The sequence below is a fragment of the Pseudomonas sp. SZ40 genome (assembly GCF_052958135.1).
On the sequence record NZ_JBQWIF010000004.1, the window covers coordinates 72149 to 98801 of the forward strand.

Genomic DNA, 26653 nt, shown 5'->3' on the forward strand with positions numbered 1-26653 from the left:
CTACCATGACGGCCCCAAGAATTTGCAGGCTTCCCGCCATGAGTTTTCGTCCCTTGCCGGCCAAGGCTCCTGCCGCACTGCTGCGCGAGGCGAAGCCGCTCAAAGCCCTGTTCAATCAGGCCCAGCGGATCGATCACCTGCAGCAGTTGCTGGAAAGCCAGCTACAACCTGCCGCTCGGGAACACTGTCACGTGGCATCCTGGCGAGAAGGCTGTCTGCTTTTAATCGTCACCGATGGCCACTGGGCCACCCGGCTGCGTTATCAACAGCGGCGCCTGCAAAGGCAGTTGCAGGCGCTCGAAACGTTCGCGACCTTAACGAAAATACTCTTCAAGGTGCAACCTCCTACCGCCGAAAGGCGCGAGCCTCCCCGCCCCTTCGAGCTCTCCGACAGCGCCGCTGACAGCATCCAGGAAACCGCCGCCGGGGTCACCGACCCTCGCCTGCGTGAGGCCCTGGAACGTCTGGCGAACCATCGCCGACGCAGCGATTCGTAAACCTCATCAAGCGGTTATCAGAGCACCTGAGTGCCGCCGGAAAACTGTCACGCCATGCACCGAGCCGGTAGCCGTGGCTACTGCATATGTCGGTAGGCATCTGCAAAAACGATAAAAATACCGCAATAAAAAAAGGCCACCCGAAGGTGGCCTTGAAGATAAAACAAGGAGAGTGCCTTACATCGCCGCAGCTGGGCGCATGTAAGAAATCGGTGCGGTATCGGCGTCTTCGAATGTGACCACTTCCCAAGCCTCCGGCTGTGCGATCAAAGCGCGCAGCAGGCGGTTGTTCAGGCCATGGCCGGATTTGTAGCCGCGGAACTCACCGATAAGGCTGTTGCCGAGCAGATAGAGATCACCAATGGCATCGAGAATCTTGTGCCTGACGAATTCGTCCTCGTAACGCAGGCCGTCTTCGTTGAGCACACCGAATTCGTCCACCACGATGGCGTTGTCCACGCTACCGCCACGGGCCAGATTGTGCGAACGCAGGAATTCGATATCACGCATGAAACCGAACGTGCGGGCACGGCTGACCTCTTTGACGAACGACGTGCTGGAGAAATCCACACTCGCCGTCTTGGTACGGTCATGGAACACCGGGTGATCGAAATCGATCTCGAAGCTCACCTTGAAGCCATCGAACGGAACGAAGGTGGCGCGCTTGTCGCCGTCCGTTACGGTCACTTCACTGATGATGCGGATGAACTTCTTGGGCGCGTCCTGCTCTTGCAGACCAGCCGACTGAATCAGGAAAACAAAGGGCCCAGCGCTGCCATCCATGATCGGCACTTCACAGGCAGAGAGCTCGACGTAGGCGTTATCGATACCCAGGCCAGCCATGGCTGACAGCAGGTGCTCTACCGTATCCACCTTGACATCACCATTGACCAGCGTGGTCGACATGGTGGTCTCACCGACGTTCAGGGCGTGACCGGTGACCTCTACTACAGGATCGAGGTCGGTGCGACGGAACACGATGCCGGTGTCAACCGGAGCCGGCTTCAGGGTCAGGTAAACCTTCTCCCCGGAGTGCAGGCCGATACCCGTGGCGCGGATGATGTTCTTCAGGGTGCGTTGTTTGATCATGGGTCTGGCCGCTATAGCGCTAGGTGCGAATTGTTTTCAACAAAGGCTGGCGATGATAGCAGAACCGACCTTTGCTGAACACCAATCACCCTTATACTCCTGATAGATTTCATCAATCTGCCTGACGGCGCAGGAACGCGGGGATGTCCAGATAATCCAGGTCATCCTGCGGGTTCATCTTCGCCGCAGTGGCAGCGCCACCATGGCTCTGACGCTGTACGGTCGGGCGCTCGTAATCTTTGTAATTGACGCTTTGCTCACTGCGAATCGGCGCAGCGACCGGAGCGCTGGACTGAGCGGCAGCCACCTGAACGGTGTTGTCGACGACCTTGACCGGCTTCTCGATGCGCGCGCCCAGACCGGTGGCAACCACGGTCACGTGCAGCTCGTCGCGCATGTCCGGATCGATCACGGTACCAACCTTGACGGTGGCGTGCTCGGAGGCGAATTGTTCAATGATGTTACCCACGTCGGAGTACTCACCCAGGGACAAGTCAGGACCGGCGGTGATGTTCACCAGGATGCCGCGAGCGCCCTGCAGGTTGACGTCTTCGAGCAGCGGGTTGCGAATGGCCGCTTCGGTCGCTTCACGTGCACGGTTCGGACCGCTGGCGCAGCCAGTGCCCATCATCGCCATGCCCATTTCGCTCATCACGGTCTTCACGTCGGCGAAGTCGACGTTGATCATGCCCGGACGCTTGATGATGTCGGAGATACCACGTACGGCACCGGACAGCACGTCATCGGCCTTGGAGAAGGCGGACAGCAGGCTGGCGTCCTTGCCGAGGATGGTCAGCAGTTTTTCGTTGGGGATGGTGATCAGCGAGTCGACGCTTTCCTGCAGCGCGCGGATGCCTTCATCGGCGATCTGCATACGCTTGCGGCCTTCGAACGGGAACGGACGCGTCACTACCGCGACGGTCAGGATGCCCATTTCCTTGGCCACTTCGGCGATCACTGGCGCAGCACCGGTACCGGTACCACCGCCCATGCCCGTGGTGATGAATACCATGTCGCAGCCCTGCAGCACTTCGGCGATACGCTCACGGTCTTCCAGAGCGGCCTGACGACCCACTTCCGGATTGGCACCAGCGCCCAGGCCCTTGGTCACGCCAGTGCCCAGTTGCAGGATGGTGCGTGCACCGATGTTCTTCAGTGCCTGAGCATCGGTGTTGGCGCAGATGAATTCGACGCCTTCGATGTTGCTCTTGGCCATGTGATTGACGGCGTTGCCGCCACCACCACCGACACCGATAACCTTGATGACCGCGCTTTGCGGAAGGTTGTCTACGAGTTCAAACATGGTCTCTCTCCTGTATTTTCTAGTTTTTACGCCTACTGCCTGATGACGCCGCACACGCCCGTGCACGCGCCGCCCAACATTAGAAGTTGCCCTGAATCCAGCGTTTGAGCCGTTCCAGTACCGGGGTTTTAGTTTCATCGCCGTAGCTACCGTTGCCGGGCATCGGGATGTCGTCGGACTGCTTGCGCAGGCCGTACATCAACAGGCCAACGCCCGTCGAATAAATAGGATTGCGCACCACGTCGCTGAGCCCCTTGACGCTGTGGGGCACACCGAGGCGTACCGGCATGTGGAAGATTTCCTCGGCCAGCTCGACCGCCCCTTCCATCTTCGCGGTACCACCGGTGAGCACGATGCCTGCCGGGATCAGATCTTCGTAACCGCTGCGACGCAGTTCGGCCTGAATCAGGGTGAACAGCTCGTCGTAACGCGGCTCGACCACTTCAGCCAGCGACTGGCGCGACAGGTCGCGCGGCGGGCGATCGCCTACGCTCGGCACCTTGATGGTCTCGCCAGCGCCAGCCAACTTGGCCAGGGCGCAGGCATAACGGATCTTGATCTCTTCGGCGTACTGAGTCGGGGTACGCAGGGCCATGGCGATATCGTTGGTGACCTGATCGCCAGCGATCGGGATCACCGCGGTATGCCGAATCGCGCCTTCGGTGAAGATGCAGATATCAGTGGTGCCACCGCCGATGTCGACCAGGCAAACGCCCAGTTCCTTCTCGTCGTCGGTCAGCACCGCATAAGCGGATGCGAGCTGTTCGAGGATGATGTCATCGACTTCCAGGCCGCACCGGCGCACGCACTTCTCGATGTTCTGCGCCGCGTTCACCGCACAGGTCACCACGTGTACCTTGGCTTCCAGGCGCACACCGGACATGCCCAGCGGCTCACGAACGCCTTCCTGGTTATCGATCACGTAATCCTGCGGCAGGGTGTGCAGAACACGCTGGTCAGCGGGAATGGCAACGGCCTGAGCGGCGTCGAGCACGCGCTCCAGGTCGGCATTGCTGACCTCCCGGTCGCGGATGGCGACGATGCCGTGGCTGTTGAGGCTGCGAATGTGATTGCCGGCGACGCCGACGAAGGCCGAATGGATGCGGCAACCCGCCATTAGCTGGGCTTCTTCGACCGCGCGCTGGATCGAGGCCACCGTGGACTCGATATTGACCACCACGCCCTTCTTCAGGCCGCGCGATGGGTGAGTACCGATGCCGACGATTTCCAGCTGACCATCAGCGGTCACCTCACCCACCAGCGCCACCACTTTGGAGGTGCCGATGTCGAGGCCGACGATCATCTTGCCGCTCTGCACGTTTGCCATGACTCTTGCCTTCTCTCCTGATTCACTGCACCGCAGCGGTTTCGGCCGCTACGGGTGCCGGCGGCTCGTGCCACGCAACGGCGAGGCCGTTGGCGTAGCGCAGATCGATCCGCGCGATGTTGTCTTTCTGATCCTTCAGCGCCTTGCTATAGATGGCGCCGAAACGACGTATTTTTTCCACCAGATGGTCGCGTCCCAGCAGCACTTCGATCCCCTGCCCGGTGGACAGGAACCAGCTGCCGCGCTCACGCAACTCCAGGCGTGCCACGGTGAATCCCATTGGTCGCAGCATCTGGCTCAACACCTGATACTGCTGCATGACTTGTTGCTGGGCCCGTTTCGGGCCGTACAGCTGTGGCAGATTCTCGTAATGCGCCAGTTCTTTCGGCGCGAATGCCTGCCCCTGGTTGTTGAGCAGCGCTTCGTCACCCCAACGGGCGATCGGCAGTTGCTCTTCCAGACGCACCATCACCTGATCGGGCCATACGCGACGTACTTCGGCGTGGGCGATCCACGGCATCTGCTCCAGTTCGTGACGCATACCGACAAGGTCGACACTGAAGAAGCTCGCGCTGACAAAAGGTTCAATGCGTTGTTGCACCGATTGCTGGCTGATGTAGCTCAGATCGCCTTCCACGCTGATCTTGGCGATCGGCCGATCCGCGTAAGGCAGCAGGCGAAGTGACAACTCATAAGCGCCGAAACCCAGCACCAGCAATAGCACCGGCCAGGTGATGCGCTTGAACAGACTGAAATTGGGTCGCGGCAAACGCAGGCTGATCGGCTCCTTCGCCACCAGACGGCTGGCGCCGCGCGGCACGGCCTTGCCGCGCATGGGCGCTCGGGCGGTACCTGGCTGATGACGCAAGACGGCGCTCATGATTACCCCCGGGCCTCGACACTGTCGGCAAGGATCGCCAACACCAGTTGCTGGAAGTCCAGACCGGCAGCCTGCGCGGCCATCGGCACCAGACTGTGGTCGGTCATGCCTGGTACGGTATTGACCTCGAGCAGCCAGAAGCGCCCTTCGGCGTCCTGCATCACGTCGGCGCGAGCCCACCCCTGAGTGCCCACGGCCTCACAGGCCCTGGCGGTCAGCGCCTTGAGTTCGGCCTCCTTGTCGGCATCCAGACCGCAGGGAACCCGGTACTGGGTGTCATTGGCCAGGTACTTGGCATCGTAGTCGTAGAAGCTGTGCGACGTGCCCAGCGCGATGGGCGGCAACACTTCGCCGCGCAACATGGCGATGGTGAATTCGGGGCCGTGGATCCACTGCTCGACCAGCACCTGGCTGTCGTAGACGGCAGCGTCCTGCCAGGCAGCGATCAGCGCCTCGACATCGGCGACCTTGGCCATGCCGATGCTGGAACCCTCGTGGGCCGGTTTGACGATCAGCGGGAAACCCAGCTCGGCAGCCGCGCGGCGGCAATCCTCGGCACTGGCCAGTACCGCATGACGCGGCGTGGAAAGACCGAGGCTCTGCCATACCTGCTTGGTGCGCAGCTTGTCCATGGCCAGGGCAGAGGCCAGGATGCCACTGCCGGTGTAGGGAATACCGGCGCATTCGAGCAGGCCCTGCATGCTGCCGTCTTCACCACCACGGCCGTGCAGCACGATGAAGGCACGGTCGATCTTCTCGTTGAGCAGGCGCTCGAGGACGTCATCCCCCACGTCGATGCCGAAGGCATCCACGCCCGCACTCTGCAGCGCGGACAACACGGCATTGCCGGACTTCAGCGAGACTTCGCGCTCAGCGCTCTTGCCGCCGAACAGCACGGCCACTCGGCCGAACGCCGCGACCGGCAGTTGAGATTTCAGAGTATCGGCACTCATTTCCCTTGACCTTGCACGCTGAACAGCGGGCTTTGCAGCAGTTGTGGGGCAACCCCGCCAATGTCGCCGGCACCCTGGCAAAGCAGGATGTCGCCGGCACGCAGCAGCGGCTTGATCAGCGGCGCCAGCTCGGCGCCACGTTCGACATAAATGGGATCCAGCTGACCGCGTTGGCGGATGCTGTGACACAGCTGACGGCTGTCGGCACCCGGAATCGGCTCTTCGCCAGCCGGATAGACTTCCATCAACAGCAGCACGTTGGCATCGGCCAGCACTTGAACGAAATCGTCGTACAGGTCACGGGTACGGCTGAAACGGTGCGGCTGGTAGACCATCACCAGACGGCGCTCTGGCCAACCGCCGCGTACGGCCTTGATCACTGCCGCGACTTCGCGCGGGTGATGGCCATAATCGTCGACCAGCATCACTTGACCGCCTTCGACCGGCAGCTCGCCATAGACCTGGAAGCGGCGACCGACACCCTGGAACTGCGACAGCCCCTGCACGATGGCTTCGTCACTGATGCCTTCATCAGTGGCGATACAGATGGTCGCCAAAGCGTTGAGCACGTTGTGATTGCCGGGCATGTTCACCGACACGTCGAGCGGCTCGCAGTCCGGACGCAGCACCGTGAAGAAGGTCTGCATGCCCTGCTGACGCACGTTGATGGCACGCACGTCGGCGTCTTCGCTGAAACCGTAGGTCACGGTCGGGCGGCCCACCTGGGAGAGAATCTCGCGAACCACCGGATCATCCACGCAGACCACGGCCAGGCCGTAGAACGGCAGGTTGTGGAGGAACTCGATGAAGGTCTTCTTCAGTTTGTTGAAGTCGCCCTCATAGGTGCTCATGTGGTCCATGTCGATGTTGGTGACCACCGAGACCATGGGCTGCAGATGCAGGAAGCTGGCATCGCTCTCGTCGGCTTCGGCGATCAGGTAGCGGCTGGTGCCGAGCTGCGCATTGGTGCCGGCGGCGTTCAGACGACCACCGATCACGAAGGTTGGGTCCAGGCCACCGGCAGCGAACACCGAAGCCAGCAGGCTGGTGGTGGTGGTCTTGCCATGGGTACCGGCCACGGCGATACCGTGACGGTAGCGCATCAGCTCGGCGAGCATTTCGGCACGCGGCACCACCGGAATGCGCCGCTCGAGAGCGGTAGCGACTTCCGGGTTGGAGGTGTTGATGGCACTGGAAACCACCAGCACGTCGGCATTCTCGGCGTTCTCGGCACGGTGACCGATGAAGATGTGGGCACCGAAGTTTTCCAGGCGCTCGGTGACCGACGAGGTTTTCAGGTCGGAGCCGGAAACTTCGTAACCGAGGTTGAGCAGTACTTCAGCGATGCCGCACATACCAGCGCCGCCGATGCCGACGAAATGAATACGGCGGATACGGCGCATGCGCCGCACTTCTGCCTTGACCGCTGCGGGAGACTTAGCCACGGGCCACCTCCAGGCAAACATCGACAACGCTACGGGTGGCATCGGGCTTGGCCAGGCGACGTGCCGTGCTGGCCATTTCTTTGAGTCGTTCGGGGTGCATCAAGACCTCGGTCAGCTGCGCTGCCAGATCGGCAGCGTCAGTGGAGCGTTGGGGCAGAAGGACGGCGGCACCATCCTTCGCGAGATAGCTGGCATTGCGCGTCTGGTGATCGTCGATCGCGTGGGGCAACGGCACCAGGAAAGCCGGCAGACCGGCAGCAGCCAGTTCACTGACGGTCAGCGCGCCGGAGCGGCAAACCACCAGATCGGCCCATGCATAGGCGCGGGCCATGTCGCTGATGAACGGCGCGACTTGCGCTTCGACGCCCACAGCGGTGTAACGTTCGCCAGTCACCGTGGCGTGCTGCTTGCCCGCCTGATGGAACACTTCCGGCCGCAGTTCGGCAGATACCCGCGCCAGCGCCTCCGGCAGCAATTTGTTGAGTGGCTCGGCGCCCAGGCTGCCGCCCAGAATCAGCAGACGCGGGCGACGACCGGTCAGGGAATCGCGGGGCGTTTCCAGGAACAGCTCCTCGCGCACCGGGTTGCCGGTGGTACGACGCTTGTCCGATGCCGCGAAGGTGTCGGGGAAAGCCTCGCAGACCCGGCTGGCGAATGCCACCAGGCTGCGATTGGCGGTACCAGCCACTGCATTCTGCTCGTGAATGATCAGTGGCACGCCAGCCAGCCGCGCAGCCAGGCCGCCAGGGCCGGTCACGTAACCGCCCATGCCGAGCACACAGACCGGCTGCAGCTCACGCACCACCTTGCGAGCCTGGAACAGCGCCTTGAGCAGCTGCAGCGGTGCCTTGAACAGCGACAGCTTGCCCTTGCCGCGCAGACCGCTGACGTTGATCAGGTGCAGCGGCAGACCGGCAGCCGGCACCAGCTCGTTCTCGATACCACGCGGCGTGCCCAGCCAGTGCACGCGGTAACCGCGCGCCTGGAATTCGCGTGCGCAGGCCAGGGCCGGGAACACATGCCCCCCGGTGCCGCCCGCCATGATCAGCACGTTACCGGCCATGAGCAGCCTCCTTGCCGATAGCGGGCTCGGGGAAATCCGATTCGTCGAATTCGACGTCTTCGTTACCCAGCTGATTGCGCGTTTCCCACTCGATGCGCAGCAGCAGCGCCAGGCTGACGCAGCAGATCACCAGAGAGCTGCCGCCGTAGCTGAGGAATGGCAGGGTCAGGCCCTTGGTGGGCAACAGGCCGATGTTCACACCGATGTTGATCAGGAACTGACCAATCCACAGGAAAGCCAGACCGAAGGCCACATAGGCGGAGAAGAACTGCTTGGCGCGCTCCGCCCACAGACCGATGTACAAGGCCCGTACGCTGACGAACACGAACAGGCCGACGGTCGCCAGCGCACCGACCAGGCCAAGCTCCTCGGCCAGTACGGAGAACACGAAGTCGGTGTGCGCTTCCGGCAGGTAGAACTGTTTCTGGATGCTGTTGCCCAGCCCCACGCCCAGCCATTCGCCTCGACCGAAGGCGATCAGTGCCTGGGTCAGCTGGTAGCCGGAACCATATTGGTCGGCCCAGGGGTCGGTGAAGGTGATCAGACGCTGCAGGCGATATTCCTGGGTCTGCACCAGCACGAACACCGCGCCCACTGCCAGAGCCACCATCAGGCCGAAGCGCAACAGGCCGACGCCACCGAGGAACAGCATGGCCATTGCCGAGCCCATCATGACCACGGTGGCACCGAAGTCCGGCTCCAGCAGCAGCAGGAAGGCCATCGGCAGCAATACCACGAACGGTTTGAAGAAACCGGCCCAGCTCTCGCGCACCTCTTCCTGGCGACGTACCAGATAACCGGCGAGATAGAGCACCACGAAGACCTTGGCGATCTCCGAGGGCTGAATGTTGAAGGCACCGAAGCCGATCCAGCGTCGTGCGCCGTTGACTTCGCGGCCGATGCCGGGAACCAGCACCATCACCAGCAGGGCGATGGCGATCAGCAGCAACAACCAGCTGTGCCGCTGCCAGGTGGCCAACGGCACCATCAGCACCACGCCAGCAGCACCGAGGCCGATCACCAGATACACCAGGTGGCGGATCATGTAGTACAGCGGGCTACCCGTGTTGACCGCTGCCACTTCGGTAGAAGCCGAGGAGATCATCACCAGCCCCAGGCCGAGCAACGCCAGGCAGCCGGCGAGCATGGGGAAGTCCATGTCCAGGCCACGGCGGCTGAACAGCGGGGACGGATAAGGGCGCAGGAAGGACAGCATCAGACGAGCGCCTCCACGGCCTGGGCGAACAGGCGCCCGCGTTCTTCGAAGTTCTTGAACATGTCGAGGCTCGCGCAGGCTGGCGACAGCAGTACCGCGTCACCACTCTGGGCGATGGCCGCAGCCTGCTCGACCGCCGCCTGCAAGGTATCGACACGAACGATGTCCACCGCCCCCTCGAGCACCGCTGCCAAACGCTCGGCATCACGGCCGAGCAGCACCACGGCGCGGCAATGGGCCGCTACCGGCTTGCGCAGGCTGGAGAAGTCGGCGCCCTTGCCGTCGCCACCGGCGATCAGCACCAGCTTGCCGGCGATGTCATCGCCCAGACCTTCGATGGCCGCCAGAGCGGCACCCACGTTGGTGGCCTTGGAGTCGTCGTAATAGCTCACGCCCGCGCGCTCACCGACCCACTGGCAGCGGTGCGGCAGGCCGGTGAAGCCCTTGAGGGTATCGAGCATGACCGCCATCGGAAGGCCCACGGCGTGGCCGAGCGCCAGCGCCGCCAGGGCATTGGACTGGTTGTGGGCACCACGCACTTTCAGCTCGCGCACTGGCAGCAAGGCCTCGAACTGATAGGCCAGCGCCTTCTCGCCGTTTTCCTCGAGCAGGCCGAAACGCTTGAAGTCCGGCTTGCCGAGACCGAAGCTCCAGCACGGCACCTGATCGGCGATCATCGGCCGTGACAGCGGGTCGTCACGGTTCACCACCACCTGGCGCGCGCCGCGGAACACGCGGTGCTTGGCCAGGTGATAGGCAGGCAGATCGGCGTAGCGATCCATGTGATCTTCGCTGACGTTCAGGCAGGTAGCCACTTCAGCGTTGAGCAATTCTGTGGTTTCCAGCTGGAAGCTGGACAGCTCGATGACATACAGCTCGACGTCGTCGTCGAGCAGGTCCAGCGCTGGCGTGCCGAGGTTGCCGCCCACGGCGACCTTGCGGCCGGCCGCTGCCGCCATCTCGCCGACCAGGGTGGTCACGGTACTCTTCGCGTTGGAGCCGGTGATGGCGATGATCGGCGCCTTGGCGGCGCGGGCGAACAGGTCGATGTCTCCGGACAACTTGGCGCCACGCTTGGCCGCCTCCTGCAACGCCGGTGTGGCCACGGCCAGACCGGGGCTGATCAGCAGTTCGCTGGCACGACCGAGGAACTCCGCGTCCAGCTCGCCACAACGCACCTCGACCTGCGGGAACTGCTCACGCAAGGTGCTCAGCTCCGGCGGATTGGCACGGGTATCGACCACGGCAAAGCGCACGCCCTGGCGCGCAAGGTAGCGCACCAGGGACATGCCGCTCTTGCCGAGGCCGACAACGATGCGGAATTGGTCGGAAGCGATCAGGCTCATGCTGTCCTCAACGCAGTTTCAAAGTAGCGAGGCCGATCAACACCAGAATGACGGTGATGATCCAGAAACGAACGATGACCCGTGGTTCGGGCCAACCCTTCAACTCGAAATGGTGGTGAATCGGTGCCATGCGGAACACGCGCTTGCCGGTCAGCTTGAAGCTGGCGACCTGGATGATCACCGACAGGGTTTCCATGACGAATACGCCGCCCATGATGAACAGCACGATTTCCTGACGCACGATCACGGCGATTGTGCCCAGTGCAGCGCCCAGCGCCAGCGCACCCACGTCGCCCATGAACACCTGCGCTGGGTAGGTGTTGAACCACAGGAAGCCCAGGCCGGCGCCAATCAGCGCACCGCAGAACACGATCAGCTCACCCGCCCCCGGCACATAGGGAATCAGCAGGTACTCGGAGAAATTCACGTTGCCCGACAGATAGCAGAAGATGCCCAGGGCGCCACCGACCATGACGGTTGGCAGAATGGCCAGGCCATCGAGGCCATCGGTCAGGTTAACCGCGTTGCTGGAGCCGACGATGACGAAGTAGGTCAGGATCACGAAACCGATGCCCAGCGGGATGCTGACATCCTTGAGCAACGGCACGATCAGGGTGGTCTCGATCGGCGTCTGCGCAGTCATATAAAGGAAGGTCGCCGCGCCCAGGCCGAACACCGACTGCCAGAAGTACTTCCAGCGGCTAGGCAGACCCCGGGAATTCTTTTCGATCACCTTGCGGTAGTCGTCGACCCAACCGATGGCACCGAACAGCAGGGTAACGATCAGCACCACCCACACGTAACGGTTGCTCAGGTCAGCCCACAACAGGGTGCTGACGGCGATCGCCGAGAGGATCAGCGCACCGCCCATGGTCGGCGTGCCTTTCTTCGACAGGTGCGACTGCGGGCCGTCGTTGCGCACGGCCTGACCGATCTGCCGAATCTGCAGGGTACGGATCATCCAGGGGCCTAGGAACAGCGACAGTGTCAGCGCCGTGAGCACGCCGAGAATCCCGCGCAGCGTCAGGTACTGAAAGACCGCGAAGCCCTTGTGGAACTGTTGCAGATACTCTGCCAGCAGCAGCAGCATTTAGTGACTCTCCCCGCTATCGCCACACAGCGCGACCACGACGTTTTCCATCGCGGCGCTGCGTGAACCTTTAATTAGAATGGTGCTGTCGCCGGGTTCGGCGCGGACCGCAGCGATCAACGCGGCCTGGTCGGCGAAATGCCGAGCTTGGCTACCGAAAGCCTGAACGGCGTGTTTCATCTGCGGCCCGACCGCGTACAGAACGTCCGCCTTGCCGATCGCGTATTCGCCAACTTCGCGGTGGCCCTGCTCCGACCAGGCACCCAACTCGCCGATATCCCCCAGCACCAGCACCTTGCGGCCGGAAAAGCCGGCGAGGATGTCGATGGCGGCGCAGATCGAGGCGGGGTTGGCGTTGTAGGTATCGTCGATCACCCGGGCACCGTTCTGCGCCAGTTGCGCCACGGCCCGGCCCTTGACCGGCAACAGGCTCTCGAGACCGTTCTTGATGGCCATCAGCGGCACCGACAGGGCATGGGCGGCCGCTGCAGCAGCCAGCGCATTGGCGACGTTGTGCTCACCCAGCAGGTTCAGTTGCACGCGGGCCTGGCCGTCGTGGCAATACAGGCTGAAGGACGGGCAACCGCGCGGATCGCGACTCAGCTCGCTGGCATGGAAATCGGCGTTGACGTCGCGCAGGGCGAAGCTCAGCACGCGATGACCGGCAGCGCGCTTGACCCAGCGCTCGAAGGCCACGTCATCGCGATTGAGCACGGCCACACCACCTTCGGCCAGCCCTTCGAGGATCTCGCCCTTGGCCAGCACGATGTTCTCCGGCCCGCCGAACTCGCCCACGTGAGCGCTGCCGGCATTGGTGATGATCGCTACCTGGGGCTGAGTCAGGCCGACGGTGTAGGCGATCTCGCCGATACCGGAAGCGCCGAGTTCGATCACGGCACCCTTGTGCTCGGGCGCCAGCTCCAGCAGCGTCAATGGCACGCCGAGTTGGTTGTTCAGGTTGCCACGGGTGGCCAGCACGGTGCCGCCCAGATCCATGAAGGCAGCGCGCAGGATGCTGGCGAGCATTTCCTTGACCGTGGTCTTGCCACTGGAGCCGGTCACGGCCGCCAACGGGCCACCGTATGCCTGGCGATTCAAGGCAGCCAGCTGACCGAGGGCCAGGGCCGTATCGCCGACTACCAACTGTGGCAAACCGGCATCCGGCACTTCCCGCTCGACCAGCGCCGCCACGGCGCCCTTGGCAGCGACCTGCGCCAGGTAGTCATGACCGTCGAAACGCGGGCCGCTCAGGGCGATGAACAATTGGCCGGGCACGATACTGCGGCTATCGGTGCTGACGGCATCGAAAGCGCGATCTTCGCCAACCAGGCGACCGTTCAATGGCCCGGCCACTTCACTCAAACGCAGCGCCTTAAGCATGTGCCGCCTCCCATGCCGCGAGTGCGCGAGCAGCTTCCTGCAAATCGGAGAACGGCTGACGCACGCCGTCGATTTCCTGGTAGTCCTCGTGGCCCTTGCCAGCCAGCACCACCACGTCGCCCACCGCGGCTTCGCCGATCAGCTCAGCGATGGCACGGCCACGGCCATGGACGAAACGCACCTGATCCGCGCTGCGCAGACCGGCACGGATATCCTCGAAAATCTGCTCGGGCGCCTCGCTGCGCGGATTGTCGTCGGTGACCAGCGTGGCATCGGCCAGGCGCTCGACGACTTCGGCCATCAGCGGACGCTTGCCACGATCACGATCCCCGCCACAGCCGAACAGGCACAGCAGACGACCGGTGACATGCGGGCGCAGCGCACTCAGTACTTTTTCCAGAGCGTCCGGGGTGTGGGCGTAATCGACCACCACCAGCGGTGCCTGCTGGCCACCCAGGCGCTGCATGCGCCCGACCGGCCCTTGCAGACGTGGCAGGGCCTTGAGAATCTCGTCCAGCGGGTAGTCCATGGCCACCAGCGCACCGACCACCGCCAGCAGGTTGCTGAGGTTGAAGCGCCCCAACAGCGAGCTGCGCAGGCTGCCTTCGCCCCGTGGCGTGACCAATGTGGCGCGCACGCCCTGATCATCGAAATGAATGTCACGGCAGAACAGGTAGGCGCTTTCGTTTTCCAGGCTGTAACCGATCAGTCGCGACTCGCGCTCGTCCTCGGCCAGTTTGCGGCCTGTGGCGTCGTCCAGATTGATCACCCGGGCGCGCAGGCTCGGCCATGCGAACAGGGCCGACTTGGCCGCCTGATAGGCTTCCATCGAGCCGTGATAGTCCAGGTGATCGCGCGACAGGTTGGTGAACACTGCCACGTCGAAGTCCAGCGCGGCGACACGGCCCTGATGCAGACCGTGGGACGATACTTCCATGGCGATCGCCCGGGCACCGTTCTTCTTCAGCCCGGCCAGGGTCGCCTGCACGCCGATAGGATCGGGCGTGGTGTGCAGCCCCTGAGCCAGAGCGCCATAAAACCCGTTGCCGAGGGTGCCGACGATGCCGCAGGGCTCGCCGAGCAGATCCAGCGCCTGGGCCAGCAACTGGCTGACACTGGTCTTGCCGTTGGTGCCGGTGATACCGACCATGTGCAGGCCACGGCTCGGCTCGCCATAGAAGCGCCCGGCAATCGCCGACAACTGCCCTGCCAGCCCCTTGATAGCGACCAGTTCGGCGCTCTCCGCGGTCATTGGCAGCGAACCATCGATTTCGTAGGCAACCGCAGCGGCACCACGGGAAATCGCGTCGGCAATGTGCACGCGACCATCCTGACGAGTGCCGGGAACGGCCAGGAACAAATCGCCCGGGCGCACCTGACGGCTGTCCAGCGTCAGTTCACGAATCAGTACGCCGCTGCTTGCCTGAGGCAACAACTGGTTCAATGGCATGGGCATCAGCCGCGCCCTCCATTGTTGGTCGCCGTCGGCGCTTCGGCTTTCGCCGCTGCAGTCTCGGGCAGATTGTCCGGGGTGATGTTCATCAGGCGCAGGCCACCGGCCATGACGCGGCTGAATACCGGCGCCGATACCAGGCCGCCGTAGTAGCCGCTCTTGCTCGGCTCGTCGATGACCACGGCGATGGCGATACGCGGGTTGCTGGCCGGAGCGAAGCCGGCGAACAGCGAACGGTAGGCATTGGCCTGATAGCCCTTGGTACCGGAAGCGGTCTTGCGCGCGGTACCACTCTTGCCAGCCACGTGGTAACCCGGCACCTGGGCACGGAATACACCACCTGGTGCCTCGATCACTTGTTGCAGCATGCCCTGCATGGTGTGGGCGACGTCTTCCGGGATCACTTGCACGCTGTCGCGCACACGATCGGTACGGGTCAGCGACATCGGCACACTGCGCCCGCTGTTGCCCAGTACGGCGTAGGCATGGGCCAGTTGCACAGCGGTAACCGAGAGGCCATAGCCATAGGACAGCGTCGCGGTCTCGGCCTTGCGCCACTCGCGGTGGTTGGGCAGGTTACCGACGCGCTCCCCCGGGAAGCTCAGGCCGGTGTCCTGGCCGAGGCCGACCTGCTGCATGACGTCATAAATGGCAGCGCCGCCGATGTCGAAGGCGACCTTGCTCATGCCGACGTTACTGGACTTGATGAGAATGCCCGTCAGGTCGAGCACGCCTTCCGGCGCACGGGAGACGTCCTTGATGGTGTAACGACCGATCTGCAGCGTACCGCCCTGCACATCGACCTTGTCGGTAGGCTTCCAGCGCCCGGTCTCCAGAGCAGCACTCATGGAGAACGGCTTCATGGTGGAGCCTGGCTCGAACACATCGATCATTGCCCGGTTGCGCATGGCAGCCGGCTGAAGATTGCGGCGGTTGTTCGGGTTGTAGGTCGGCTGGTTGACCATGGCGAGGATTTCGCCGGTCTTCACGTCGACCATCACCAGGCTGCCGGCCTTGGCACCGAATTCGACCAGCGCGTTGCGCAGTTCGCGGTGAGCCAGATATTGCAGACGCAGATCGATGGAAAGCGCCAGGGCCTTGCCGGCCTTGGCGTTCTGAGTCACCTGCACGTCGCGAATCAGGCGACCACGCCTGTCCTTGAGCACCTGCCGCTTGCCGGGCACGCCAGCCAGCCAGTCCTCGAACGCCAGCTCGACGCCTTCGCGACCGCGGTCATCGATGTCGGTGAAGCCGACCATGTGGGCGGTCACTTCCCCGGCCGGGTAGAAGCGGCGGAACTCTTCGATCGGGTAAACGCCCGGCACCTTGAGGTCGAGCACACGCTGCCCCTGCTCCGGGGTCAGACCACGGACCAGGTACATGAACTCGCGTTCGGCGTTGGCCTGCAGACGCGTGGCGAAAGCATTCGGCTCCTGGCCGAGCGCAGCCGCGAGCACCGGCCACTGAGCCTTGCCGGCCTGCAGTTCCTTGCCATTGGCCCACAGCGTGGTGACCGGTGTACTGACAGCCAGTGGCTCGCCATTGCGGTCGGTGATCAGCCCGCGGTGCGCGGGAATCGGAATGTGCCGAACACTGCGCGCATCGCCATGGGCCTTGAGGAAGTCGTGGTCGAATACGTGCAGTTCGAAGATACGCGCAGCGATCGCTGCGACCATCACTGCCATCAGCAGCATGACCAGGCGGAAGCGCCACGGGTAGAGAGCCCCCTCGAGCTTCATCATGGCGCCACCATGCGCACTTCGGCGGCGTCGGGGATGCGCATCTTCAGCTGTTCGCTGGCCAGGGTCTCGATACGGTTGTGAGCGGTCCAGGTGCTTTGCTCGAGAATCAGCCGCCCCCACTCGGCCTGCGCCTTGTCGCGCACGCTGAGTTCGGCGTACAGGCCATTGAGCAACTGACGGTTCCAGTGCGCGCTGTAGGACACCGCCAGCGCGGAACCGAGCACGGCAACGAAGAGCACCAGCATCAGCAGGCTGCCCTTGGGGAAACGCTTGGCGAGCACGCCGCTCATCGCAGCTTCTCCGCAACGCGCATCACGGCGCTGCGCGAGCGAGGGTTGGCCTTGAGCTCGGCCTCGGAAGCGAACTGCGGCTTGCCGATCAGCTTCAGGCGCGGCTCGAAGGCCTTGGGGATGATCGGCAGGTCGCGGGGCAACTTGTCCATCTCGCCCTTGGCGTGCTTGCGCATGAACAGTTTGACGATGCGGTCTTCCAGAGAGTGGAAGCTGATCACCACCAGACGACCACCGACCTCCAGGCTTTCCAGCGCAGCGTCGAGGCCACGCTCCAGGTCACCCAGCTCGTTATTGACGTGAATGCGCAGGCCCTGAAAAGCCCGGGTAGCCGGATTCTTGCCCTTTTCCCAGGCGGGGTTGGCGACAGTCAGTACCTGAGCCAGATCGCCGGTGCGCTCGAAGGGCTGCTCGGCACGACGCTCCACCACGGCACGAGCCATGCGCTTGGCGAAACGCTCTTCGCCATACTCTTTGAAGACCCGCGCGATTTCGTCGGCATCTGCAGTGGCAATGAACTGCGCAGCACTGACGCCGCGCGTCGGGTCCATGCGCATGTCCAGCGGGCCGTCATTGAGGAAACTGAAGCCGCGCTCGGCGTCGTCCAACTGCGGGGACGACACCCCCAGATCCAGCAGCACGCCACTGACGCGGCCACCGAGGTCGCGGACAGCGAGCTCGTCGGCAAGTTCCGCAAAGCTGCGCTGCACAACGACAAAGCGGCCGTCTTCGGCCGCCAGCGTATTTCCAGTCGCGATTGCGAGGGGATCCTTGTCGAATCCCAGCAAGCGACCGCCTGGTCCGATCCGATCAAGAATCAGCCGGCTGTGCCCCCCCCGCCCGAAGGTACCGTCCACATAGCAGCCATCCGCGCGCAACGAGAGGCCGTCTACGGCCTCCTCGAGCAACACGGTAATATGGCGGAAGGTACTGGTCATGGTCACAGAATCAGGTCACGTAAGTCATCGGAAAGAGCACCCGGTTGCTTGATGGCGGCCAGATCGGCGTCTGCCACGGCATTCCAGGAGTCCTCATCCCACAGTTGAAATTTATTTAGCTGCCCCACCAACATCGCGCGCTTATCCAGCTTGGCGTACTCGCGCAAACGCGGCGGAACCAGAAAACGACCACTACCGTCCAGCTCGAGGTCGACGGCATTACCAATCAGCAAACGCTGCAGGCGGCGGTTTTCCTCACGGAAGGACGCCAGCTCACGCAGCTTGTTCTCGATGATTTCCCACTCCGGCAGCGGGTAGACACACAGGCAGGGATCGATGGCATCAATGGTAACGATGAGCTGGCCAGCCGAACGCGACACGAGCTCGTCCCGATACCGGCTAGGCATCGCGAGTCGCCCTTTGGCGTCGAGACTTATGGCGTTAGCTCCGCGAAACACTGCTGCGTTTCCCCTTAATTAGCCATCTGCATCCAAAAAAACCCACTTCATGCCACTTTTCACCACCGGGGCACACTATAGGAACGCGCATACCCCACCGTCAAGGCGCGCCAGAACGGAAAAGTCCTTATAGAACGGAGATTTAGCGGTTAAAGGAGGGAGCGGGACTGAGCTCTCGGAGCGAGAGTCGGGGTAAAAACAAAGACATACAGACGCCTACCCCACAAACTTAAAGTAGTTTGTTAAGAGTAAGATCTTTTCGGTATTAGAAACGAGAGGATGGAGCGTAAAGCGAAAGGAGGTGGAGAGTCGATCTATAAGCCGGGTTCTGTCGAGGACAGTCATTCCTCTACGACGGACATCACTGTACGTCTTTAGCAACCTACCCGGTTCCAGCGCGGGCCACGCCAATGGAACCCTATTTGGTCTTGCTCCGAGTGGGGTTTGCCTAGCCACGGACTGTTACCAGCCGTGCGGTGCGCTCTTACCGCACCTTTTCACCCTTACCGGCGCCGAAGCGCTTAGGCGGTTATTTTCTGTGGCACTTTCCGTAGGCTCACGCCCCCCAGGCATTACCTGGCACTCCGCCCTATGGAGCCCGGACTTTCCTCCCCCACACTTCGCGAACGAAGCACGGCAGCGACTGTCCGATCGACTCTCCGCCGACTAGGGTAACCGCAGGGATACGCTGAGAACAAGTTCAAACGTCCTGCTGACGCTCTAACGCGGCCTGATAAAGCAGGTTCTTGCGCACCCCGGTGATCTGCGCGGCCAGTGCCGCCGCACGCTTGAGCGGCAACTCGGCGAGCAGCAGATCGAGCACGCGCAGCGCTTCGACACTGACCGCGGCCTCCTCTTCGGGCGCCTGCCAGCCCGCCACCAGCACCACACACTCGCCACGCTGCTGATTCGCATCTGCCGCCACCCATTCGCACAACTGATCGAGTGGCAACCCCTGCAGGGTTTCGAAGGTCTTGGTCAGCTCACGCGCCAACAGCGCCTGGCGCTCGCCACCGAACACGTCGCGCATGTCCTGCAGGCATTCGAGAATGCGGTGCGGCGCTTCATAGAAGATCAGCGTGCGCGGCTCTTCGCGCACCAGCTCCAGACGGGTACGCCGCCCCACGCTCTTGGAGGGCAGAAAACCTTCGAAGACGAAACGATCGGAAGGCAACCCGGCAGCGGACAAGGCGGCGATCAACGCGCAAGCGCCCGGCACCGGCACCACGCGAATACCCGCAGCACGCGCCTGCCGCACCAGGTGATAACCGGGATCGGAGATCAGTGGCGTGCCGGCATCGGAAATCAATGCGACATCCTCGCCCGCCCGCAGACGCTCGAGAAAGCGGCTGCCCTCGTCACGCTCGTTGTGCTCGTGGCAGGCAGCCAGCTGCGTGCCGATACCGAAGTGCTGCATCAGGCGCGCGGAATGCCGGGTATCCTCGGCGGCGATCAGCGCAACACCGTTCAGCACCTTGAGCGCCCGCGTGCTGAGGTCATCGAGATTGCCGATAGGCGTCGCCACCACGAACAAGGTGCCCGTGGTGGAACGGGGAGCTTCACTAGCAGTCACGGCGGCGCCTCATCTAATCGGAAAGCGCCCATTGTAACGCGTGCGACAAACGAGGGGTTCGCGACAGGCGATACCGCTGTCTGCGCACCCGTTAACACCTTCGAGATCGCGCCGGCGGCGTGCCTTGGGTACAATTGCGCGTTCATTTGCTCAAGAACCGGAATCGCTTACATGATCGCCTGCCTGCGTCCGCTCTCTGCACTCTGCCTTGCCGGCTTGCTCGTTGCCTGCAGCAGCTCGCCCACCTCCAACCTCGGCGAACTGCCTCGCACACCTCAAGCCAGCCTCGAGCAGATGCTCCAGCAGGCCGGTACCAGCCAGAGCGAAGACGCGCAATTGCTGCGCCTCACCGCCGCCGACCTGGCCTACAAGCAAGGCAACGCCGAGCGCGCCAGCGGTATTCTCGCCCAGGTCGACCTGCAGACCCTGAAGCCGGCCCAGCAGATCTTCGCCAGCACGCTCGCTGCCGAACTGGCCCTGACCCGCAACGATGCCAAGTCGGCGCTCAGCGCCCTCGCCCATCCCAGCCTCGAGCGCCTCGGTGAACTGCCGGTCGAGCAGCAGACACGCACACAGTTGACCCGCGCCAACGCACTCGAGAAGGACGGCCAGATTCTTGCTGCAGCTCGCGAGCGCGTATTCATCGCGCCGCTGCTCAGCGGCGACGAGGCACAGCGCAACCAGGATCGAATCTGGAGCCTGGTCTCCAGCCTGCCGGCCGAGCCGGCGCCCAGCGCTGACGATGCCGATCTGGCGGGCTGGCTGTCGTTGGCGCAGGTGGCCAAGACGGTCGGTACCCTGCAACAACAGCAAGGCGCCATCGATAACTGGCTGGCTCAACACCCCAACCACCCCGCCGCCCAGCAGTTGCCGAAGGCCCTGGCCGACCTGCAGGCGCTGTCCAGCCAGCCGCTGGAGAAGATCGCCCTGCTGCTGCCTCAGGAAGGCCAACTGGCATCCGTGGCCCGCGCCCTGCGTGACGGCTTCCTCGCCGCCCATTACCAGGCCCAGCAAAGCGGCGAGAAGCAGCCGCAAATCCAGCTGTACGACAGCGCCCGTTTGACCTCCCTGGATGATTTCTACCGCCAGGCGCAGGCCGATGGCGTGCAACTGGTGGTCGGCCCGCTCGAGAAGAACCTGGTGACCCAACTGGGCAATCGCGAGCAACTGCCGATCACCACCCTGGCCCTCAACTACAGCGAAGCCAGCGCGGAAAGCCCGGATCAACTGTTCCAGTTCGGCCTGGCAGCCGAAGACGAAGCCCGTGAAGTCGCCCGCCGCGCCTGGGCCGATGGCAAGCGCAGCGCCGTGGCACTGGTCCCCAAAGGTGACTGGGGCGACCGCGTCCTGGCCGCGTTCCAGCAGAGCTGGCAGGCCGCTGGCGGCACCTTTCTCGGCGCCGAACACATCGACCAGCCGGTGGACATGGCCCGGCAGATCGCCAACCTGTTCCAGCTCAGCGGCAGCGGCTCGACTTCCGGCGCCGCGCCCAGCCGCCGCCAGGATGTCGACTTCATCTTCCTTGCCGCCACCCCGCAACAGGCTCAGCAGATCAAACCGACCCTGGCCTACCAGTACGCTGGCGAAGTACCGGTCTATGCCACTTCGCACCTGTTCAACGGCAGCATGAACGCCGCCCAGTACCGCGACCTCGACGGCATTCGCTTCTGCGAAACACCCTGGCTGTTGGACGCCAACGACCCACTGCGCCAGCAGGTCAATAATCAGTGGCCGCAGGCTGGTGGCAGCATGGGCCGCTTGTACGCCATGGGCGTCGACGCCTTCCGCCTGGCGCCGCGCCTGGGCCAGCTCAAGGCTCTGCCGGACAGCCGTGTCGATGGCCTCTCCGGCAGCCTGAGCCTCAACCCGGCGCAGCGGGTCGAGCGCCAACTGCCCTGGGCGGAAATCCGTGGCGGGCAAATCCAGCGCCTGCCCGACACACCGCTTTGAGCGACGACCCACGACATGCCAGCGGGCGGGCGGCTGAAGCCCTCGCCCGCGAGCATCTCGAAACTCACGGCCTGCAGCCCATTGCCCAGAACTGGCGGGGGCAGCGTGGCGAACTCGATCTGGTCATGCTCGACGGCGATACAGTAGTATTCGCCGAAGTGCGCTACCGCAAGCACAGCGCCTGGGGCGGTGCGATCGAGAGTGTCGACAGGCGCAAGCGCGACAAGCTGATCGCCACGGCGACACAGTTTCTGCAGCAAGAGAAGCGCTGGGCCAAACATCCTTGTCGTTTCGATGTCATAGCCATAGGCCATGGCAAACCCGCACCACTGGAGTGGATCAGGAACGCCTTCGACAGCTGAGCCCCGGCTTGCTGCGACAGCTCCGGTTCACCGCCAATTTTCAACGACAGCGCTGCGCGCCACACGGCTCGGCGTACCGTTACAGTCAAGGTCAAACATCCACATGGATATGCAAGCCCGTATTCGCCAGCTGTTCCAAGCCAGCATCGAAGCCAAGCACCACGCGATGGAGGTGCTGCCGCCCTTCATCGAACACGCCAGCCAGGTGATGGTTCAGGCACTGCTCAGCGAAGGCAAGATTCTCTCCTGCGGCAACGGCGGTTCCGCTGGCGATGCTCAGCACTTCTCTTCGGAACTGCTCAACCGTTTCGAACGCGAGCGCCCGAGCCTGCCTGCCATCGCACTGACCACCGACAGCTCGACGATCACCTCGATCGCCAACGACTACAGCTACAACGAAATCTTCTCCAAGCAGATTCGTGCACTGGGCCAACCTGGCGACGTGCTGCTGGCGATCTCCACCAGCGGCAATTCGGCCAACGTGATCCAGGCCATTCAGGCCGCCCACGATCGGGAAATGACCGTGGTCGCCCTGACCGGCCGCGACGGCGGCGGCATGGCCTCGCTGCTGCTCCCCGAAGATGTGGAAATTCGCGTGCCGTCCAAGGTCACGGCACGCATTCAGGAAGTCCATTTGCTGGCCATCCACTGCTTGTGCGACCTTATCGACAGTCAACTGTTTGGGAGTGAAGAATGACCCGTTCACCACTGATCTTCGCCGCCTTGGCAATCAGCCTGATCCTTGGCGGTTGCGGCAGCCGCAGCATCGGCAACAAGATCGACGACCAGTTCGTCGGCCCCGATGTCGCCAACGCCATCACCCGCGCCCACGCCGACCTGGCCAGCCCCACCTCGCACATCGTGGTGACCAGCTACAACGGCGTGATCCTGATCGCCGGGCAAACTCCGCGCGCTGAACTGAAGAGCACTGCCGAGCAGGCCGCGCGCACCGTGCAAGGCGTGCGCAAGGTACACAACGAACTGCAGGTTCAGCAGCCAAGCTCGCTGCTGGCACGCAGCAACGACTCGCTGCTGACCACCAAGATCAAGACCCAGATGCTCGCCGACAGCGGCGTTCCTGGCAGCCGTATCAAGGTCATCACCGAAAACGGCGTCGTCTACCTGCTGGGCGTGGTCAGCCGTCAGGAGGCCAACGCCGCGAGCAACGTGGTGCAGAGCACTTCGGGTGTACAGAAGATCATCAAGCTGTTCCAGTACACCGACTGATCAGCACAGCGCCCCAACGAAAACGCCAGCCAGGCATACCCTGACTGGCGTTTTTTATATCTGGCTTTTAGGCATCAACCGGATAACGCAATGTCACGCCCGTGCCATCCATCCGGCTGCCTGGAGACGACCAGCAGGCGATTGCCCACTCCCGCCGTCGATACGATACAGCTCCCCTGCTCATTCCAGAACGCACTGCGCCCCGCTGCAGCCCAGCCTCCCGTCGGGCCACCATGATTGGCCATCAGCACCGCCATCGCGTGATGCTGTGCGTAGCCTTGCAACAGCGCGCTGTCGCGGGGATAACCGCCTTCACCGATAAGAACACTGGCCGCATACACCTGCGCGCCATGCTCAGCAGCTTGTGCGGGATGATCGCCATGGGCGAAATCGGCACACACCGACAAGGCCACCAAGTTGTCCTCAATAAGCAGTAGCGCACCACCTTGGCCTGCGATGAAAAACTGCTCTTCGCCCGCGTGCAAATATTGCTTCGTGTAGATGGCACGTGAGCCGTCAGGATGAAGAATGCAGGCAGCGATCTGCGGCTTGTCATGGCCAGCGACACGCAGCGGCAAACCGACCACGACCGTCATCGCAGCCTCTATGGCCAGGCTGCACAACGGGTCGAGCAAAGGACTGTCAGCGGTCTGCGCCAGCGCAGAGGCAAGAGCTGGCTCGTATCCGCTAAGCGATAGTTCGGGGAAGACAATCAGGGCCGCGCCCAGCTCGCGAGCGCGCCGCATGAAATCCAGATGCAGAGCAAGGTTGGCAGCGAGATCGCCAGCCTGCACCGCGCATTGAGCCGCTACCAGAATAGGTGATGCCATGAGCTTCTCCGCGAAAAGCGCCACATTAACGCAGCGCCTGCAAATGCAAAAACGAGCGGCAATAAAAAAGCCAGTCAGGTCACCCTGACTGGCTTTCTCGTAGCAGCGGCGTTAGCCCGGATCAGACACCCGAAGCCTTGGCAGCAGCGACGTCCTTGATGGACAGTTTGATGCGGCCGCGGTTGTCGACGTCCAGTACCAGCACTTCGACTTCCTGACCTTCCTTGAGGATGTCGGTGACTTTCTCGACACGCGCATCGCTGAGCATGGAGATGTGCACCAGACCGTCCTTGCCCGGCAGGATGTTGACGAAGGCACCGAAGTCGACGATGCGCTCAACCTTGCCGACGTAGATCTTGCCGATCTCGGCTTCCGCGGTGATGCCCAGAACGCGCTGACGCGCGGCCTCTGCAGCGTCCTTGGTTTCGCCGAAGATCTTGATCGAGCCATCGTCTTCGATGTCGATCGAGGCTTTGGTTTCTTCGCAGATCGCGCGGATGGTGGCGCCGCCTTTACCGATGACGTCGCGAATCTTGTCCTGGTCGATCTTCATGGCGATCATGGTTGGCGCGTTGGCCGACAGTTCGCTACGGGATTGAGCAATGACCTGATTCATCTGGCCGAGGATATTCAGGCGCGCTTCCAGGGCCTGGCCCAGAGCGATTTCCATGATCTCTTCGGTGATGCCCTGGATCTTGATGTCCATCTGCAGCGCGGTGACGCCATTGGCGGTACCGGCCACTTTGAAGTCCATGTCGCCGAGGTGATCTTCGTCGCCGAGGATGTCGGTCAGAACGGCGAATTTCTCGCCTTCCTTGACCAGACCCATGGCGATACCGGCGACCGGCGCCTTCATCGGTACACCAGCGTCCATCAACGCCAGGGAAGCACCGCAAACCGAAGCCATGGAGCTGGAACCGTTGGACTCGGTGATTTCCGAGACCACGCGAATGGTGTACGGGAACACGTCGGCAGCTGGCAGCATGGCCTGTACCGAACGACGAGCCAGACGGCCGTGGCCGATTTCACGACGACCAGTGGCGCCCATGCGGCCACACTCGCCCACCGAGTACGGCGGGAAGTTGTAGTGCAGCATGAAGGGGTCTTTACGCTCGCCTTCGAGGGTGTCCAGCAGCTGTGCGTCACGGGCGGTACCGAGGGTGGCAACGACCAGCGCCTGGGTTTCGCCGCGGGTGAACAGCGCCGAACCGTGGGTCTTGTCCAGCACACCGACTTCGATGTTCAGGCCACGCACGGTACGGGTGTCACGACCATCGATACGTGGCTTGCCGTTGACGATGTTCTCGCGCACGGTGCGGTATTCGATTTCGCCGAAGGCTTCTTTCACTTCACCGGCAGAAGGCTGGCCTTCTTCACCGGAGAACTTGGCGACCACCTGATCTTTCAGCTCGCCCAGACGCGCATAACGGTCTTGCTTGATGGTGATGGTGTAAGCCTGGGAAATCGCGTCACCGAAGTCGCTACGGATAGCCGACAGCAGGGAGGTGTTTTCCGCTTTCGGCTGCCAGTCCCAAGTCGGTTTGGCGGCTTCGGCAGCCAGCTCGGTAACGGCCTGGATAACCACCTGGAATTCGTCATGGGCGAACAGCACGGCACCCAGCATCTGGTCTTCGGTCAGCTCTTTGGCTTCCGATTCGACCATCAGTACCGCGTCTTTGGTGCCGGCCACGACCATGTCCAGGCTGGAGGCCTTGAGCTGCTCGTAGTTCGGGTTCAGCAGGTAGCCGGTTTCCGGGTGGAAAGCGACGCGCGCAGCGCCAATCGGACCATTGAACGGAATACCGGAGATTGCCAGGGCAGCCGACGTACCGATCATCGCAGCGATGTCCGGATCGGTTTTCTTGCTGGTGGAAATCACGGTGCAGATGACCTGCACTTCGTTCTGGAAGCCTTCCGGGAACAGCGGACGGATCGGGCGATCGATCAGACGCGAGGTCAGGGTTTCTTTCTCGCTCGGGCGCGCTTCACGCTTGAAGAAGCCACCCGGGATCTTGCCGGCAGCGTAGGTTTTTTCCTGGTAGTGCACGGACAGGGGGAAAAAGCCTTTGCTCGGGTCGGCAGATTTGGCGCCGGTTACGGCGACCAGTACGGCGACGTCGTCGTCAACGGTGACCAGCACTGCGCCGGAGGCTTGACGGGCGATACGGCCAGTCTCGAGGGTGACGGTCGACTGACCGAATTGGAATTTCTTGATTACCGGGTTCACGGTGTTTTCCTTCT

The 26653-nt window shown here is 62.8% G+C and carries 24 protein-coding genes and 1 other RNA gene; 5 read left to right on the top strand and 20 right to left on the bottom strand.

Annotated elements, in window-relative coordinates; translation table 11 throughout:
- Positions 1-38: 38 nt before the first annotated feature.
- Complete coding sequence (locus tag ACT9T4_RS05340) at positions 39-497, top strand: DciA family protein (protein WP_499115892.1); 459 nt, start codon at positions 39-41, stop codon at positions 495-497.
- Positions 498-674: 177 nt separating this feature from the next.
- Here the strand turns inward: ACT9T4_RS05340 and lpxC are convergent, their stop codons facing one another.
- The 18 genes from lpxC to rsmI form a co-directional block, all read right to left on the bottom strand.
- Positions 675-1586: a UDP-3-O-acyl-N-acetylglucosamine deacetylase gene (lpxC, locus tag ACT9T4_RS05345; protein ID WP_042554923.1), complete on the bottom strand. Its 912-nt coding sequence runs from the start codon at positions 1584-1586 to the stop codon at positions 675-677.
- Between the two features lie 112 nt (positions 1587-1698).
- Complete coding sequence (gene ftsZ / locus ACT9T4_RS05350; RefSeq protein ID WP_042554922.1) at positions 1699-2889, bottom strand: cell division protein FtsZ; 1191 nt, start codon at positions 2887-2889, stop codon at positions 1699-1701.
- Between the two features lie 79 nt (positions 2890-2968).
- The gene (gene ftsA, locus ACT9T4_RS05355; protein ID WP_042554921.1) at positions 2969-4216 is read right to left on the bottom strand and encodes a cell division protein FtsA; all 1248 of its coding nucleotides are present in this window, start codon (positions 4214-4216) and stop codon (positions 2969-2971) included.
- A 22-nt stretch (positions 4217-4238) separates the two neighbouring features.
- The gene (locus ACT9T4_RS05360) at positions 4239-5099 is read right to left on the bottom strand and encodes a cell division protein FtsQ/DivIB (protein WP_156152743.1); all 861 of its coding nucleotides are present in this window, start codon (positions 5097-5099) and stop codon (positions 4239-4241) included.
- Positions 5099-6049 (bottom strand): D-alanine--D-alanine ligase, encoded by a 951-nt coding sequence (locus ACT9T4_RS05365; protein WP_179539963.1) that lies wholly within the window; start codon positions 6047-6049, stop codon positions 5099-5101. Before ACT9T4_RS05365 ends, ACT9T4_RS05360 begins: the two co-directional genes overlap by 1 nt.
- Positions 6046-7452: a UDP-N-acetylmuramate--L-alanine ligase gene (murC, locus tag ACT9T4_RS05370; protein WP_218878766.1), complete on the bottom strand. Its 1407-nt coding sequence runs from the start codon at positions 7450-7452 to the stop codon at positions 6046-6048. The genes ACT9T4_RS05365 and murC overlap by 4 nt, the downstream gene beginning before the upstream one ends.
- Positions 7453-7486: 34 nt before the next feature.
- The gene (gene murG, locus ACT9T4_RS05375; RefSeq protein ID WP_499115895.1) at positions 7487-8557 is read right to left on the bottom strand and encodes an undecaprenyldiphospho-muramoylpentapeptide beta-N-acetylglucosaminyltransferase; all 1071 of its coding nucleotides are present in this window, start codon (positions 8555-8557) and stop codon (positions 7487-7489) included.
- Complete coding sequence (gene ftsW, locus ACT9T4_RS05380; RefSeq protein WP_499115897.1) at positions 8547-9773, bottom strand: putative lipid II flippase FtsW; 1227 nt, start codon at positions 9771-9773, stop codon at positions 8547-8549. The genes murG and ftsW overlap by 11 nt, the downstream gene beginning before the upstream one ends.
- Positions 9773-11119, bottom strand: a complete 1347-nt coding sequence (gene murD, locus ACT9T4_RS05385) for a UDP-N-acetylmuramoyl-L-alanine--D-glutamate ligase (RefSeq protein ID WP_179539961.1) — start codon at positions 11117-11119, stop codon at positions 9773-9775. The genes ftsW and murD overlap by 1 nt, the downstream gene beginning before the upstream one ends.
- 7 nt (positions 11120-11126) lie before the next feature.
- Entirely contained in the window at positions 11127-12209 is a 1083-nt protein-coding gene (gene mraY, locus ACT9T4_RS05390; protein WP_042554914.1) for a phospho-N-acetylmuramoyl-pentapeptide-transferase, read from the bottom strand.
- Positions 12210-13589 (bottom strand): UDP-N-acetylmuramoyl-tripeptide--D-alanyl-D-alanine ligase, encoded by a 1380-nt coding sequence (locus ACT9T4_RS05395; RefSeq protein ID WP_499115900.1) that lies wholly within the window; start codon positions 13587-13589, stop codon positions 12210-12212. It lies immediately after the preceding gene.
- Positions 13582-15045, bottom strand: coding sequence for a UDP-N-acetylmuramoyl-L-alanyl-D-glutamate--2,6-diaminopimelate ligase (locus tag ACT9T4_RS05400; protein ID WP_499115901.1), 1464 nt, complete (start codon positions 15043-15045; stop codon positions 13582-13584). Before ACT9T4_RS05400 ends, ACT9T4_RS05395 begins: the two co-directional genes overlap by 8 nt.
- Positions 15045-16781 carry a peptidoglycan D,D-transpeptidase FtsI family protein gene (locus tag ACT9T4_RS05405; RefSeq protein ID WP_179540169.1) on the bottom strand — a complete coding sequence of 579 codons (1737 nt, stop codon included), beginning with the start codon at positions 16779-16781 and terminating at the stop codon, positions 15045-15047. Before ACT9T4_RS05405 ends, ACT9T4_RS05400 begins: the two co-directional genes overlap by 1 nt.
- On the bottom strand, positions 16781-17074 hold the full coding sequence (ftsL, locus tag ACT9T4_RS05410) for a cell division protein FtsL (protein WP_042554910.1): 294 nt from the start codon (positions 17072-17074) through the stop codon (positions 16781-16783). Before ftsL ends, ACT9T4_RS05405 begins: the two co-directional genes overlap by 1 nt.
- Positions 17071-18012, bottom strand: a complete 942-nt coding sequence (rsmH, locus tag ACT9T4_RS05415; RefSeq protein ID WP_042554909.1) for a 16S rRNA (cytosine(1402)-N(4))-methyltransferase RsmH — start codon at positions 18010-18012, stop codon at positions 17071-17073. Before rsmH ends, ftsL begins: the two co-directional genes overlap by 4 nt.
- 2 nt (positions 18013-18014) lie before the next feature.
- Complete coding sequence (gene mraZ / locus ACT9T4_RS05420) at positions 18015-18470, bottom strand: division/cell wall cluster transcriptional repressor MraZ (RefSeq protein WP_013792660.1); 456 nt, start codon at positions 18468-18470, stop codon at positions 18015-18017.
- Between the two features lie 301 nt (positions 18471-18771).
- An RNA gene (gene rnpB, locus ACT9T4_RS05425) (RNase P RNA component class A) lies at positions 18772-19129 on the bottom strand.
- A gap of 41 nt (positions 19130-19170) precedes the next feature.
- On the bottom strand, positions 19171-20043 hold the full coding sequence (gene rsmI / locus ACT9T4_RS05430; protein ID WP_499115905.1) for a 16S rRNA (cytidine(1402)-2'-O)-methyltransferase: 873 nt from the start codon (positions 20041-20043) through the stop codon (positions 19171-19173).
- Positions 20044-20214: 171 nt separating this feature from the next.
- On the opposite strand from rsmI, the gene ACT9T4_RS05435 reads away from it, so the two are divergent.
- The 4 genes from ACT9T4_RS05435 to ACT9T4_RS05450 all read left to right on the top strand — a co-directional run bounded on the left by ACT9T4_RS05435 (position 20215) and on the right by ACT9T4_RS05450 (position 23582).
- A complete protein-coding gene (locus ACT9T4_RS05435; protein WP_499115907.1) occupies positions 20215-21993 on the top strand; it encodes a penicillin-binding protein activator in 1779 nt (592 codons plus the stop codon).
- Positions 21990-22355, top strand: coding sequence for a YraN family protein (locus ACT9T4_RS05440; protein WP_042554906.1), 366 nt, complete (start codon positions 21990-21992; stop codon positions 22353-22355). Before ACT9T4_RS05435 ends, ACT9T4_RS05440 begins: the two co-directional genes overlap by 4 nt.
- A gap of 103 nt (positions 22356-22458) precedes the next feature.
- A complete protein-coding gene (locus ACT9T4_RS05445; RefSeq protein WP_042554905.1) occupies positions 22459-23052 on the top strand; it encodes a phosphoheptose isomerase in 594 nt (197 codons plus the stop codon).
- On the top strand, positions 23049-23582 hold the full coding sequence (locus ACT9T4_RS05450) for a BON domain-containing protein (RefSeq protein WP_179539957.1): 534 nt from the start codon (positions 23049-23051) through the stop codon (positions 23580-23582). Before ACT9T4_RS05445 ends, ACT9T4_RS05450 begins: the two co-directional genes overlap by 4 nt.
- A gap of 74 nt (positions 23583-23656) precedes the next feature.
- Here ACT9T4_RS05450 and ACT9T4_RS05455 read toward each other — a convergent pair whose 3' ends face one another.
- Both ACT9T4_RS05455 and pnp read right to left on the bottom strand, forming a co-directional pair.
- On the bottom strand, positions 23657-24412 hold the full coding sequence (locus ACT9T4_RS05455; RefSeq protein ID WP_499115908.1) for a carbon-nitrogen hydrolase family protein: 756 nt from the start codon (positions 24410-24412) through the stop codon (positions 23657-23659).
- Between the two features lie 121 nt (positions 24413-24533).
- Positions 24534-26639, bottom strand: a complete 2106-nt coding sequence (gene pnp, locus ACT9T4_RS05460; RefSeq protein WP_179539956.1) for a polyribonucleotide nucleotidyltransferase — start codon at positions 26637-26639, stop codon at positions 24534-24536.
- Positions 26640-26653: the final 14 nt, after the last annotated feature.

Excerpts from the sequence above, each read along its gene's own strand:
- ACT9T4_RS05340 (WP_499115892.1), top strand. The coding sequence starts at position 39 with ATGAGTTTTCGTCCCTTGCCGGCCAAGGCTCCTGCCGCACTGCTGCGC.
- lpxC (WP_042554923.1), bottom strand. The coding sequence starts at position 1,586 with ATGATCAAACAACGCACCCTGAAGAACATCATCCGCGCCACGGGTATC.
- ftsZ (WP_042554922.1), bottom strand. The coding sequence starts at position 2,889 with ATGTTTGAACTCGTAGACAACCTTCCGCAAAGCGCGGTCATCAAGGTT.
- ftsA (WP_042554921.1), bottom strand. The coding sequence starts at position 4,216 with ATGGCAAACGTGCAGAGCGGCAAGATGATCGTCGGCCTCGACATCGGC.
- ACT9T4_RS05365 (WP_179539963.1), bottom strand. The coding sequence starts at position 6,049 with ATGAGTGCCGATACTCTGAAATCTCAACTGCCGGTCGCGGCGTTCGGC.
- murC (WP_218878766.1), bottom strand. The coding sequence starts at position 7,452 with ATGCGCCGTATCCGCCGTATTCATTTCGTCGGCATCGGCGGCGCTGGT.
- murG (WP_499115895.1), bottom strand. The coding sequence starts at position 8,557 with ATGGCCGGTAACGTGCTGATCATGGCGGGCGGCACCGGGGGGCATGTG.
- ftsW (WP_499115897.1), bottom strand. The coding sequence starts at position 9,773 with ATGCTGTCCTTCCTGCGCCCTTATCCGTCCCCGCTGTTCAGCCGCCGT.
- murD (WP_179539961.1), bottom strand. The coding sequence starts at position 11,119 with ATGAGCCTGATCGCTTCCGACCAATTCCGCATCGTTGTCGGCCTCGGC.
- mraY (WP_042554914.1), bottom strand. The coding sequence starts at position 12,209 with ATGCTGCTGCTGCTGGCAGAGTATCTGCAACAGTTCCACAAGGGCTTC.
- ACT9T4_RS05395 (WP_499115900.1), bottom strand. The coding sequence starts at position 13,589 with ATGCTTAAGGCGCTGCGTTTGAGTGAAGTGGCCGGGCCATTGAACGGT.
- ACT9T4_RS05400 (WP_499115901.1), bottom strand. The coding sequence starts at position 15,045 with ATGCCCATGCCATTGAACCAGTTGTTGCCTCAGGCAAGCAGCGGCGTA.
- ACT9T4_RS05405 (WP_179540169.1), bottom strand. The coding sequence starts at position 16,781 with ATGAAGCTCGAGGGGGCTCTCTACCCGTGGCGCTTCCGCCTGGTCATG.
- ftsL (WP_042554910.1), bottom strand. The coding sequence starts at position 17,074 with ATGAGCGGCGTGCTCGCCAAGCGTTTCCCCAAGGGCAGCCTGCTGATG.
- rsmH (WP_042554909.1), bottom strand. The coding sequence starts at position 18,012 with ATGACCAGTACCTTCCGCCATATTACCGTGTTGCTCGAGGAGGCCGTA.
- ACT9T4_RS05435 (WP_499115907.1), top strand. The coding sequence starts at position 20,215 with ATGATCGCCTGCCTGCGTCCGCTCTCTGCACTCTGCCTTGCCGGCTTG.
- ACT9T4_RS05445 (WP_042554905.1), top strand. The coding sequence starts at position 22,459 with ATGGATATGCAAGCCCGTATTCGCCAGCTGTTCCAAGCCAGCATCGAA.
- ACT9T4_RS05450 (WP_179539957.1), top strand. The coding sequence starts at position 23,049 with ATGACCCGTTCACCACTGATCTTCGCCGCCTTGGCAATCAGCCTGATC.
- ACT9T4_RS05455 (WP_499115908.1), bottom strand. The coding sequence starts at position 24,412 with ATGGCATCACCTATTCTGGTAGCGGCTCAATGCGCGGTGCAGGCTGGC.